Here is a 12867-nt window from a genome sequence, read left to right as displayed (position 1 = left end):
AGGTCGGCAGACCAGTTGCGTAGAGTTCCGCATGCGTTCAAAGGCGATGAGGATGACCTTTTGATTGCAAGAGCAGAGAAGCTGGCCAGTTAAACGGGAGGAGATGGACGTGGCACGAGTTGCACTGGTAACGGGTGGGTCCCGCGGCATAGGTGCTGCGATTTCAATTGCCCTCAAAAATGCCGGCTATCATGTTGCCGCCAACTACGCCGGCAACGAGGAAGCGGCGGCAAAATTCACCACCGAAACCGGCATAAAAACCTACAAATGGTCGGTCGCCGATTACGACGCCTGCGCCGCCGGCATAAAACAGGTCGAGGCCGATCTCGGTCCGGTCGAGGTGCTGGTCAACAATGCCGGCATCACCCGCGACGCGATGTTCCACAAAATGACGCCGCAGCAGTGGAACGAGGTCATAGGCACCAATCTGAACGGCGCCTTCAACATGACCCATCCGCTGTGGACCGGCATGCGCGACCGAAAATTCGGCCGCGTCATCACCATCTCCTCCATCAACGGCCAGAAGGGCCAGATGGGCCAGGCCAACTATTCCGCCGCCAAGGCCGGCGACATCGGCTTCACCAAGGCGCTTGCTCAAGAGGGGGCTCGCGCGGGCATCACCGTCAACGTGATTGCGCCCGGCTACATTGGCACGGAGATGGTGATGGCCGTGCCGGAAAAGGTGCGCGAATCGATCATCGCGCAGATCCCGGTCGGCCGTCTCGGCGAGCCCGACGAGATCGCCCGCTGCGTCGTCTTCCTCGCCTCCGACGAGGCCGGCTTCATCACCGGCTCGACGCTGACGGCCAATGGCGGGCAGTATATTACGTGAGCGTCAGGCAGATGGATTGATGCGATGGGTGAGCCCGTCGCATCATGGTTCCACGCCACACTCCGTCCAGCACCCCTCATCCGACCTCGCTTCGCTCGGCCACCTTCTCCCACAAGGGGAGAAGGTGGCCGAGCGAAGCGAGGTCGGATGAGGGGTGCCGGACCGAGCGCCGTAGTTCCGCCGAATGCCACAATACAACACGGCGGCGCATTGAACGCCGCCGTCTCGCTCGAAACACGCGCCCGGGCGACAGCCCGAGCGGCCAAAACTACTTCTTCTCGAACAGCGCCGAGTGCACGATGCCGGCCAGCGCGCCGCCGATCAGCGGGGCGACCCAGAACAGCCAGAGCTGCGCCAGCGCCGGGCCTTCCGCGAACAGCGCCACGCCGGTGGAGCGTGCCGGGTTGACCGAGGTGTTGGTCACCGGGATCGTCACCAGATGGATCAGCGTCAGGCACAGGCCGATGGCGATCGGCGCGAAGCCGGCGGGAACGTCGCCGGACGTCACCCGCAGGATGACGAACAGGAAGATGAAGGTCATGACGATCTCGATGATCAGCCCCGAGAGCATCGAGAACTTGCCGGGCGACGCGTCTCCATAGCCGTTGGAGGCGAAGCCGCCGACGCCGGCGAAGTCCGCCTTGCCGCTCACGATCGCATAGAGCACCACCGCCGCGACGATCGCGCCGACGACCTGCGCGACGATGTAAGGAATGACGTCCTTGGCCTCGAAGCGGCCGCCGGTGAACAGGCCGACGGTGACCGCCGGGTTGAAATGGCCGCCGGAAATGCCGCCCACCGCATAGGCCATCGTCAGCACCGTCAGGCCGAAGGCCAGCGCCACTCCGAGAAACCCAATGCCAAAACCGGGAAAGCCGGCGGCAAGCACCGCACTGCCACACCCACCCAACACAAGCCAGAACGTACCGATAAATTCAGCGATCAATCGCTTAGACATGGCAGAATTCCCTCCTTGACCACGGCGCACACTCTATCTCTGCGTGCAGGCAAAAAAAAGCCACAATTGAGAGTCCGCCAACGCCCGCCGGGGAGATTCCCCGGAGTCAAATTTGGATTCAGGATCAACACGATAGCGCGGACGAGGCTCGTCGGGAGCAAGATGGAACAAACCCTGAATCAGGTCGAGTCAGCGATTCGTCGCCGATTCGTTCCAGACTCGTTCCGCGAATCAACCGGCCGGTCCGGAACATAAGGCTTCCGTTTCCCGCCCGAAGTCCCTATTTCTGACGCACAGGGCGGGTTGCCGAAATCCTGGGCGAGGCTATCTGCGGGTGGCGCGCCGAAACCAAGCCGAAGGGCCGATTTCCGATCCGATGAATCTCCACCAGTTCAAGGCCGACCCGCTGATCCTCTCCGGGCGCGACGTGACCGCCGTGCTGGGACCGACCAACACCGGCAAGACCCACCTCGCCATCGAACGCATGGTCGCCCACGAGAGCGGCGTCATCGGCCTGCCGCTCCGCCTCCTGGCGCGCGAGGTCTATGCCCGCGTCTGCGAGAAGGTCGGTGCAAACAAGGTCGCGCTGGTCACCGGCGAGGAGAAGATCACGCCGGCTGGCGCGCGCTATTCAGTCTGCACGGTGGAAGCCATGCCGCGCGAGACGGACGCCGCCTTCGTCGCCATCGACGAGATCCAGCTCGCTGGCGACCTCGAGCGCGGCCACATCTTCACCGACCGCATCCTGCATCTGCGCGGGCGGCAGGAGACGCTGCTGCTCGGCGCCGCCACTATGCGCGGCATCCTTGAAAGATTGCTGCGCGGCATATCGGTGGTGACCCGGCCGCGCCTGTCGCACCTGGCCTATGCCGGATCGAAGAAGCTGACCCGCCTGCCGCGCCGCTCGGCCATCGTCGCGTTCTCCGCCGACGAGGTCTACGCCATCGCCGAACTGATCCGCCGCCAACGCGGCGGCGCCGCCGTCGTGCTCGGCGCGCTATCGCCGCGCACCCGCAATTCGCAGGTCGCGCTCTACCAGTCGGGCGACGTCGACTATCTCGTCGCAACCGACGCCATCGGCATGGGGTTGAACCTCGATGTCGATCATGTCGCCTTCGCCCAGAACCGGAAATTCGACGGATTCCAGTACCGCCCACTGACAGCGGCGGAACTCGGCCAGATCGCCGGCCGCGCCGGCCGGCACCTGCGCGACGGCACTTTTGGGGTCACCGGCCAGGTCGATCCGCTCGACGACGATCTGGTCGAGAAGATCGAGGGGCACGATTTCGAGCCGGTGAAGGTGCTGCAATGGCGCACCGCGCAATTCGACTTCTCCAGCCTCGACGCACTGCGCCACTCGATCGAGACGCCCACACCTGTCGAGGGCCTGACGCGCGCGCTGCCCGCCGTCGACGTCCGCGCCCTGGAACACCTCGCCCGCGATCCGGACATCCGGGACCTGGCGACAAGCAGGCAGCGCGTCGCGCTGCTCTGGGACGTCTGCTCGCTGCCGGACTACCGGCGCATCGCGCCGGCGCAGCATTCGGAGCTGATCGGCTCGATCTATGGCGACATCGCCCGGCGCGCCCATGTCGACGAGAATTACATGGCCGAGCAGGTGCGCCGTTCCGATTCCACCGAGGGCGATATCGACACGCTGTCCGGTCGCATCGCCCAGATCCGCACCTGGACCTATGTGTCGAACCGGCCTGGCTGGCTGGCCGATCCGCTGCACTGGCAGGAAAAAACGCGCGAGATCGAAAACAGATTGTCCGATGCCCTGCATGAGCGGTTGACGAAACGCTTCGTTGATCGCAGGACTTCCGTCCTCATGCGGCGCCTAAGAGAAAATACGATGCTTGAAGCCGAGATAGACCCGTCCGGAACCGTCACAGTCGAAGGCCACCATGTCGGCGACCTGCAAGGGTTCCGCTTCACCGCCGACCAGAGTGCCGGCGGCGAGGATGGCAAGGCGATCCGCGCCGCCGCGCAGAAGGCGCTTGCCGCCGAGTTCGAGGCGCGCGCCGACCGTTTCGCGCTGTCCGGCAATCACGACATCGCGCTGGCGTCGGATGGCATATTGCGCTGGATCGGCGCGCCGATCGGCACGCTTGCCGCGACTGAGGACGCGCTGAAGCCGCGCGTCATCCTGCTCGCCGACGAACAGTTGACCGGGCCTGCCCGCGACAAGGTGGCGGCGCGCGCCGAGCGCTTTGTCGCCTTCCAGATCGAGACTGCGCTGAAGCCGCTGATCGACCTGAAGCAGGCGGACCAGCTGACCGGCATCGCGCGCGGCATCGCCTTCCGGCTGGTCGAGCAGTTCGGACTGATCAACCGCCGCGACATCACCGACGAGGTGAAGTCGCTCGACCAGGAAGGGCGCGCCGCGCTCCGCCGGCTCGGCGTGCGCTTCGGCGCCTACCACATCTTCGTCCCGGCGCTGATCAAGCCCGCGCCGGCCAGCATCATCACCCTGCTGTGGTCGCTGAAGAACGACGGCAAGGACAAGCCCGGTTTCGGCGATGTCGTCCACATGCTGGCGGCCGGCCGCACCTCGGTGCTGGTCAACGCAGTGTTCGACAAGGCGTTCTATGCGCTAGCCGGCTTCCGCATCCTCGGCCGCCGCGCCGTGCGCGTCGATATTCTGGAGCGGCTCGCTGACCTGATCCGGCCCGCTTTGTCGTGGAAGCCCGGCGCGGGCCTTCGCCCCGACGGCGCCTTCGACGGCAGCGCCTTCCTGGTCACGCCGGCGATGATGTCGATCCTCGGCGCCAGTGGCGATGACATCGAGGAGATTCTCAAGGGTCTCGGCTACCGCTCCGAGCCCAAGCCTGCCGCCGACGTCAAGGCGCGCCTCGAACTGCTCGACATCGCCGCCCGCGAGGCCGCTGCCAAGGCAGCCGCCGACCGCGCCGCCGCGCAGGAAGCGGCCGCGGCCGAGAAGGCGGCAAGGGCGGAGGCAGCCAGGGCCGAAGCCGATGCTGTGGCAGCCGAAGCCGCGAGAGGCGATTCTGCAGCCGGCGAAACGGTCGACGGGATTTTGGGGGAGACGGACGAAGGGGCGGGCGACCATTCCGCGGCCGCCATTTCGCCGCTCGGCGAAACCTCCGAGGCTGGTTCGGACGAAGGCGCCACGGGGCAGGCGATTGATCCGGCTGTCTCGGAGACCGGCGACACTGCTGCCGGTGATGAAACCGTCGGTTCCGAAGCCGCGCCACAGCCCGCCGAAGATTCCGTGGTGGCGGCGGCAACCGGAGAGGGAGCCGAGGTCGTCGCGGCGGAGCCAGCTCCGCATGCCGTCGAGGACGAGGCCGTGGAAGAAACGGCCGAGATCGCTGGGCGCGATACCGATCAGGCACCGGCTTCGGAGTCGGAAGCGACTTCGGACGACGTGGCCTCGGCTGCGCCCGATACGGCCGATGAAGCGTCTCCGGAACCCGCAGCCAGCGTTGCGCCCGGCGAGCAGCCCGTCACGGCCGCTGCTGAGAATGATGCGGAAGTCGGCCCCGAAATCGCCGTGCGTCAACCGGAAACGGGCGATATCGCCGGTCCTTCCGTCGAAGCTGTTGAAAACGCAACAGAATCGGATGTTCATTCGGTTTCGGCGCCCGTTCCTGAGGTTCCCTCCGAAGAGCCTAAGCCGTTGCTTTTGTGGCGCCCGGCCCGTTTGGAGCAGCGTCCGCGCCACCGCCACGGCGACCGCAACCGTACGCCGCGCGACGGGCAGTCCCGTCCGGATGGGCAAAAGACCGAGGGCCAGCGCGATGCACGCGGCCCGAGGCGAGGTCGTTCCGAAGGCGCACCCGTGGGAGACCAGCGGCCCGCCGGCGACCAGCGCCCTGCAAACAAGCCGAAATTCGACCGCAGCCGCTACAAGGGCAAGCCGGGCGGCGACCGCCCTCAGGGCGACCACGGCAATCGCCCGCAGGCTGACCATGGCAACCGCCCCGATCGCGGAAGCCGGCCGGAACGCGGCGACCGGCCCGACCATCGCAACAAGGATAGCGGCAAACCCGCCTTCCAGGCCAAGCCCCGCGAAGAACGCCCCGCCCGTTTCGATCCGGATTCGCCCTTCGCAAAGCTCGCGGCCCTGCGTGACCAGCTCAAGAAGTAGATGGCGGAGACGCGGCAGCGCATCGACAAGTGGCTGTTTTTCGCGCGCGTCGTCAAATCCCGCTCGCTGGCCGCCAAGCTTGCGCAGGCGGGGCGGGTGCGGATCAACGGCGAGAAGACGGACAAGGCTTCCGATCTGGTACAAGGCGGCGACACGCTGACCATTACGCTCGACCGCCGCATCCTGGTCTACCGGATCGTCGCGCCCGGCAGCCGGCGCGGGCCGGCGGAAGAGGCTCGCACGCTTTACGAAGACCTTTCGCCACCGCCGGCCAGCGAAAAAGCCCTGCCGGATGCGCTGCCCGCCGTCCGCGACATCGGCAGCGGCCGCCCAACCAAGAAGGAACGCCGCCAGACGGACCGGTTGCGCGATGACACCTGAACCGCGCGGTTGGATGCGGCCGCCCGTCCCTTGCCGGCGACACCAGCCGAAATGCCATTCCATGCTGCGGCCTGGCGGCGCAAAGCTGACCCTTGCCAGCGTGCGGCAAAGGAATTACGTCACGCCCAGACCGATGAGCGGAAAGCCGCCGGAGCCTCGACCATGACTTATGTCGTCACCGACAACTGCATCAAGTGCAAGTACACCGACTGCGTCGAGGTCTGTCCAGTCGACTGCTTCTACGAAGGCGAGAACATGCTCGTCATCCATCCCGACGAGTGCATCGATTGCGGCGTGTGCGAGCCCGAATGTCCTGCCGATGCGATCAAGCCGGACACCGAGCCGGGGCTCGACAAATGGCTGAAGCTCAACACCGAATATTCGGTCAAATGGCCGAACATCACGGTCAAGAAGGACGAGCTTCCGGACGCCAAGGCGTTCGATGGTGTCGAGAACAAGCTTGAGCAGTATTTTTCCGCCGAGCCCGGTGAAGGCGACTGACGAACAGGCACGCGTTCGCGCATTTTTAAGATTTGACTTGAGTGCGGGGACAGGCCTTGCGCTGGCCTCCATCTTCGCGGGTGCAGTAAATTCTTGATTCTTGCCCGTTTTTATGCTACCCGGTAAAAACATGCCGCAGACACATCGTCGTTAAATGGCGAAAAGCCTCTATCACTGAAAGGTGTAATTCCCGTCCGGCCAAGGCAACTTGGGCTGGGTTTGGCCGTTTCCGGCCTAGCCCTGTTCATGCTTTTCCGGAGGGATTTGTGCTGTCTCTGGCGGCTCTCGTTCGGCGAAAAGCCGATCCATTTGTCGGTCGGCACTAAGTGCCGGCGGCGCAACAGGAGTTCAGGGCGTAATGGCAACCACACAAGTGCAGAAGAAGTCCCCAGTTCGTCACGGGTTCAAGAGCGGGGAGTTCATCGTCTATCCGGCTCACGGCGTCGGCCAGATCGTGTCGATCGACGAGCAGGAAGTCGCCGGCCACAAGCTCGAGCTCTTCGTCATCGACTTCGCCAAGGACAAGATGCGCCTGAAGGTACCGGTCGCCAAGGCCACCGCCATCGGCATGCGCAAGCTGTCGGAGACCGACTATGTCGATCGTGCGCTGAAGGTCCTGCAGGGCCGCGCCCGCGTCAAGCGCACCATGTGGTCGCGTCGCGCGCAGGAGTATGACCAGAAGATCAACTCCGGTGACCTGATCTCCATCTCTGAGGTGGTGCGCGACCTTTATCGCGCCGAGAACCAGCCGGAGCAGTCCTATTCCGAACGCCAGCTCTATGAGGCGGCCCTCGACCGCATGGCGCGCGAGATCGCCGCGGTGAACCGCCTGTCGGAGACCGAAGCCGTCCGCATGATCGAGACCAATCTTGCCAAGGGTCCAAAGCGCGGCGCCAAGGCCGACAATGAGGAAGCCGAGCAGGAAGAGGCTGCCTGACGGCGCGTTGTTTCCATTAGATCCCGAAAAACCCGGCCTCGTGCCGGGTTTTTTGCATCCGGCGGCGGCTCGGTCTTCCCCAGCCGCCGAATCATCTTCTGATCTGCGGCGTTTTCCGGCGAACCCGCCTTGGAGGCAGGCGAAGCGACAACGATCAGGCTCGTTCCACGCTGTGGCAGCCGTTCACGAAGTCGTGCGAAGCCGGGCGGAACCATCAAGGAAACCCAGCGTTTTGCGCCAAGTTCGGAGCATTGAAGTCTCCGGGTAGGCGCGTGGAGATGCGGATCACGCTTTCTTCTTCGTTCTGCCTCGTGACCCTTTCGATTGTGCCGGTCTTAGATTTTTCCGGGCGGGGACCCCTCTCAGGGACGACGGTCATGGACGACAAAGCCAGAAGGTCGATGATCAACGCGGCGATGGCTGCTCCCTATCTCGAACGATCCGAGGAACTGGAACTCGCCCAGCGCTGGCGGAACAATCACGATCAGGACGCGATGCACCGCATAACAGTGTCGCACATGCGCCTCGTCATCTCGATGGCTTCGCGCTTCCGGCATTTCGGACTGTCCATGGGCGATCTCATCCAGGAAGGCCATGTCGGGCTGCTTGAGGCGGCGGCACGCTTCGAGCCGGAGCGCGAGGTCCGCTTCTCCACTTACGCCACGTGGTGGATAAGGGCATCGATGCAGGACTACATCCTGCGCAACTGGTCGATCGTGCGCGGCGGCACGAGTTCGGCGCAGAAGGCGCTGTTCTTCAATCTCAGGCGATTGCGGGCGAGGCTGGCGCGTGGCGACGAGGGGCTGACCGGAGCGGCGCTCTACAAGGAAATCTCCTCAGAACTCGGCGTATCCGAAGCCGATGTGGCGCTGATGGATTCGCGGCTCTCCTCTCCCGATTCGTCGCTCAACGTGCCGATGGGAGAGGATGGCGGCGCCGACCGCATGGATTTCCTGATCTCCGACGCTCCGCTGCCGGACGAGGTCGTCGGCGAGACGATCGACGACGAGCGGCGGTCCGGGTGGCTGTACAAGGCCCTGGGTGTTCTCAACCCGCGTGAGCGGCAGATCATCGCCGAGCGGCGGCTTCAGGATGAAGGAGCGACGCTGGAATCGCTCGGCGAGTCCCTCGGTATCTCCAAGGAGCGCGTGCGCCAGATCGAAAGCCGCGCACTGGAAAAGCTGCGCGTCGCGCTGGTCAACGGCAGTTCCGCCTTCATGGCCTGACCGTCAATATACGCCCCACCCCGATCGGTGGCACAGACCGGAAAGCTCCGCTTGGCGATGTCGATCGCCAGAATACGCACGTCTGACATGCTCTCCTCCTTCGACAGCGCCACAACGGCGCTCATTGCATCATTGGATGCCGGGCGAGAGGGGCATCCACCGCATCAGTTCAAGGCGCCGCCCCAGCCCGGTCGTCGGGAACGATCGCCTGCGCGAGTATCGTCGAGAGCGTCAGGCGCGAATACGACGAAAAAGAGTTTCCACGATCACGTGAAACCGTTGCGGGTCATTGAACGCCCGGGCAGCAAGCATGGCTCCATATACGGACGCCATGAAAGCCTGCGCCTCGATATCGGGGGATGCATCGAGATGCACGGACCCCTGCTCTACACCCAGTTCCAACAGCCGTTCCAACCATTTGCCGAGGTCGGCGAAATGACCTTGGACGGAAGCTGCCACCGTTTCGGGCAGACTGGGCAGTTCCGCCGCCAGCACGGCAGCTAGGCAGAAGGGAGCGGACTGATCCTTGATACAGCGTTCCCAATACCCGGTATAAAACCGTAGTTGATCCAGTGCGACCGGCGAGCCTTCGTCCAGCGCAGCGACCTGGGCTTGGATGCCCGCACGCGCTTGTTCGACGACTGCTACGACCAAATCGGCTTTCGAGGGGAAGTGGTAGTGAATGCTGGCCTTGCGGATGCCAAAGCGCTCCGACAGGTCGGCATAGCTGAAACCGTTGTAGCCGACCCGCATGATGAGTTGTGCGGCTCCGCCAACCAGTTTGCCCGCAGTGTCACCTAGCGCCGTGTCCATTATCCGCCTTCTAATAGGTCCATCGGAGTTTTTCCAATCCTCGCAGCTTTAGTCCAAGCCGACGAGGCAAGAGTAAGGCTTTCCGGCAATCCCGTTCGAGAGGAAATGCGCCGTCTCCACGAAGACAGCGCACCACCCGTCAGCGAAAAGGAACGTCAGGAACAGTTCTTTCAAGGGCACCCTAGCTGGCGATCCGCGGTGACTTGCGAAGGATGTCGCTGACCGTCAGCCACACAGCCGACACCAGGAAGTAGAAGGCGCCAAACGCGGCGTATGGCGCGACATTCGTGATGCCGATATCTTCAACACCGCCAGCCATTATCACAAAGAAGATTCCGGCCAACGCCGATTGAGCGCCGCTCAAGATCATCGCCCACTGCGCGCCGATGATCTTCCAGCGCCGCACGGCGGTAATCGGTTGAAACAGGCCAGATAGAACAGCCCAGACGCCATAGACCGCGAGCACCGCGTTCATGCTGTTGGTCAGCGCGATAGCCACCGCCAAAGTGGCAAGCACGCTGACGACAAAGTTCAGCAGCTGCGACTTGTTTCGACTGATCCCGCCCGTGCGCCGGGCATCGACGAAGTTCGCCAGGGCATCCCAGGCAGGATACGCGACCAGCATGATCGCGGCCAACAGCGGCATGGTCTTGGCGATTGTGAAAGCCAGTGCGACCCATACGGCCGAAACGGCGAACCGCATGAAGTAATAGCTTTTGAGCCACGTGTTTGACCCGTCGGCGAGGTTTCCAGTGTTTTGGGCAAGCATGCTGTTTTCCAACATTAACTGATGAGATATCTACCTACTAATAGGTAGTTTCGCTGCAGTCAATAGGCTCATCCGCAGGCCTCGATCCTCTCCTTGCGGCGCCCCGTCCACGCCTCCGACCGGAAACAAAGGGCCGATCGCCATGCTGGAAGCGCTCAACCGTGGCAGCCTTTGGGGCTTGCGCGACCGCGCCATGCGGCTTTCAGGATTTGCCGGCGGCTTGCGTCGATCCGACTGATCGGAGGCGGCCCGGTCGCTCAGCACGAATGCTTCGAACGCGGGAACCGGCTTCTCGTCAAATATTAAGGCTGTGTTCAGCGCCCCATGCCCAATACGGGCAGATCTGTTTCCTTTCGGCGTATGTTTGGACGCATGGCGTAGCACTGGAACAGCAGCACGCCGCAGGACTTATGTTGCGATGCAAATTTCCCCTTCGCAATCGCACAAATCTGTGCAAAACGGCCTGCGGGCGGCTGACGTTGGGGGAGAAGGCGTCATGAGCGCAACAGGACCAGCCAAGGCTCTCACTCCGCCGGATATTTCCGCGCGCAAGGGCAAGACGCCGCTCGTCTGTCTGACGGCCTATACGACCCCGATCGCGCGGCTCGTCGATCCCCATTGCGACGTGGTGCTGGTGGGAGACAGTGTGGGCATGGTTCTCCACGGCCTGCCGTCGACGCTCGGCGTGACGCTGGAGATGATGATCATGCATGGCAAGGCTGTGCGGCGCGGCCTTGAGCAGGCCCTGATGGTCGTCGATATGCCATTCGGCTCCTACGAAGAAGGGCCGGATCAGGCCTTCCGCAATGCCGCCCGCGTGATGACCGAGACCGGCAGCGCGGCCGTCAAGCTCGAAGGCGGCGAGGCGATGGCGGAGACGATCCGCTTTCTCACCGCACGTGGCATCCCGGTGATGGCTCATATTGGGCTGACTCCGCAGGCGGTCAACACATTCGGCGGCTATCGCGTGCAGGGTAGGGGTGAGGACGGCGAACGTATCTGCCGTGACGCGCTTGCGGTGGCGGCGGCTGGAGCCTTCGCGGTGGTGCTGGAAAAGGTGCCTGAACCGCTCGCTCGCCGGATCACCGAGGAAATCGCGATCCCCACCATCGGCATCGGCGCCTCGCCGACCTGCGACGGGCAGGTGCTGGTGGTCGACGACATGCTGGGCCTGTTCGGCGACTTCCGGCCGAAATTCGTCAAGCGCTACGCCGAACTGGGAGACGCCGCCTCGTTCGCGATCGCGACCTATGCGCAAGAGGTCAGGAAACGCCGCTTTCCGGCTGCGGAGCATGTGTTCGGCGACGCGCCGACACCCGTCAAAGGAGGAGAAGCCGCATGAGCATACCGATCGTCCGCACCGTCGCGGAATTGCGCGGGACCATTGCCGCATGGCGCCGCGAAGACCTCAAGATCGCCGTCGTGCCGACGATGGGCGCCCTGCACGAGGGCCATCTGAGCCTCGTGCGCGCGGCGCTTGAGCGCGCCGACCGGGTGATCGTGACGCTGTTCGTAAATCCGAAGCAGTTCAACAGAGCGGCCGATCTCGCCGCCTATCCGCGAACCGAACACGAGGACGCCGCCAGGCTCGCGACGCTGGGCGCGCACATGCTCTACGCGCCGGACGGTGCCGAGATGTATCCGGAAGGCTTCGCCACCACAGTCTCTGTGGCAGGCGTGAGCGAGGGCCTTTGCGGGGCCAACCGCCCTGGCCATTTCGACGGCGTGGCAACGGTGGTGGCCAAGCTGTTTCTCCAGACAGGCGCCGACCTCGCCTTCTTCGGCGAAAAGGATTTCCAGCAGTTGCACGTCGTACGCCGGATGGCACGCGACCTCGACTTGCCCGTAGAGATCGTCGCCTGCACGACAGTGCGGGAGGAAGACGGCCTGGCCATGTCGTCGCGAAATGTCCGCTTGTCGGCCAACGAGCGACAGGCCGCGCCGAGACTTGCCGCAATCCTGTTCGAAGCGGCCGCTCGGCTGACGGCTGAAGCGGACCCCAACAAGGTGCTCGCCGAGGCCAGGCAGGCCATCCTCTTTGCCGGCTACAGCCAGGTCGAATACCTCGAATTGAGGGCCGATGACGATCTTTCGCCACTCGACGCCGCGGAGCGTCCGGCACGTCTGCTGGTGGCCGCCTGGCTCGGCGACGTGCGCCTCATCGACAATGTGAGTGTCCGACCAGGACGCGCTTCCTCCGAAGAATCCAGTCCGGCCAAGGCAGCCTGATGGGTCCCATACCGGCTCGGAGGCTCAGCCGCCGCCGCGCCTGGCATCCGCGTTCCTTTGCTGTGGAAGAAGGGACGTGCCGGTGATCGTGACGCCTGGCGTGGCCT

11 protein-coding genes are annotated in these 12867 nt (G+C 64.0%); 8 read left to right on the top strand and 3 right to left on the bottom strand.

What is annotated here, in order from left to right; genetic code table 11:
• Positions 1–109 precede the first annotated feature (109 nt).
• Positions 110–832, top strand: coding sequence for a beta-ketoacyl-ACP reductase (locus tag ACSBOB_RS03210; protein ID WP_442581028.1), 723 nt, complete (start codon positions 110–112; stop codon positions 830–832).
• A gap of 268 nt (positions 833–1100) precedes the next feature.
• Here the strand turns inward: ACSBOB_RS03210 and aqpZ are convergent, their stop codons facing one another.
• Positions 1101–1790, bottom strand: coding sequence for an aquaporin Z (aqpZ, locus tag ACSBOB_RS03205; protein WP_442581027.1), 690 nt, complete (start codon positions 1788–1790; stop codon positions 1101–1103).
• Between the two features lie 376 nt (positions 1791–2166).
• Here aqpZ and ACSBOB_RS03200 point away from each other — a divergent pair, with 376 nt between their 5' ends.
• From ACSBOB_RS03200 to ACSBOB_RS03180, 5 genes are all read left to right on the top strand, one after another.
• Positions 2167–5904 (top strand): helicase-related protein, encoded by a 3738-nt coding sequence (locus ACSBOB_RS03200; RefSeq protein ID WP_442581026.1) that lies wholly within the window; start codon positions 2167–2169, stop codon positions 5902–5904.
• Entirely contained in the window at positions 5905–6285 is a 381-nt protein-coding gene (locus ACSBOB_RS03195; RefSeq protein ID WP_442581025.1) for an RNA-binding S4 domain-containing protein, read from the top strand.
• Positions 6286–6447: 162 nt separating this feature from the next.
• On the top strand, positions 6448–6786 hold the full coding sequence (gene fdxA / locus ACSBOB_RS03190) for a ferredoxin FdxA (RefSeq protein WP_442581024.1): 339 nt from the start codon (positions 6448–6450) through the stop codon (positions 6784–6786).
• Between the two features lie 358 nt (positions 6787–7144).
• Entirely contained in the window at positions 7145–7723 is a 579-nt protein-coding gene (locus ACSBOB_RS03185; protein ID WP_442581023.1) for a CarD family transcriptional regulator, read from the top strand.
• A 377-nt stretch (positions 7724–8100) separates the two neighbouring features.
• A complete protein-coding gene (locus ACSBOB_RS03180) occupies positions 8101–8949 on the top strand; it encodes an RNA polymerase factor sigma-32 (RefSeq protein WP_442581022.1) in 849 nt (282 codons plus the stop codon).
• 231 nt (positions 8950–9180) lie between these two features.
• Here the strand turns inward: ACSBOB_RS03180 and ACSBOB_RS03175 are convergent, their stop codons facing one another.
• Complete coding sequence (locus ACSBOB_RS03175) at positions 9181–9762, bottom strand: TetR/AcrR family transcriptional regulator (protein WP_442581021.1); 582 nt, start codon at positions 9760–9762, stop codon at positions 9181–9183.
• Positions 9763–9943: 181 nt separating this feature from the next.
• Positions 9944–10531 carry a DUF308 domain-containing protein gene (locus ACSBOB_RS03170; protein WP_442581020.1) on the bottom strand — a complete coding sequence of 196 codons (588 nt, stop codon included), beginning with the start codon at positions 10529–10531 and terminating at the stop codon, positions 9944–9946.
• A gap of 496 nt (positions 10532–11027) precedes the next feature.
• Here ACSBOB_RS03170 and panB point away from each other — a divergent pair, with 496 nt between their 5' ends.
• Together panB and panC are read left to right on the top strand one after the other, a co-directional pair.
• Positions 11028–11873, top strand: coding sequence for a 3-methyl-2-oxobutanoate hydroxymethyltransferase (gene panB / locus ACSBOB_RS03165; RefSeq protein ID WP_442581019.1), 846 nt, complete (start codon positions 11028–11030; stop codon positions 11871–11873).
• Complete coding sequence (panC, locus tag ACSBOB_RS03160; RefSeq protein ID WP_442581018.1) at positions 11870–12760, top strand: pantoate--beta-alanine ligase; 891 nt, start codon at positions 11870–11872, stop codon at positions 12758–12760. The genes panB and panC overlap by 4 nt, the downstream gene beginning before the upstream one ends.
• Positions 12761–12867 lie beyond the last annotated feature (107 nt).

The organism is Mesorhizobium sp. KACC 23794 (assembly GCF_052180275.1).
Taxonomy (GTDB): domain Bacteria; phylum Pseudomonadota; class Alphaproteobacteria; order Rhizobiales; family Rhizobiaceae; genus Kumtagia.
Note: the sequence above shows the minus strand (reverse complement) of the source record. Positions and strands in the feature narration are given on the sequence as shown.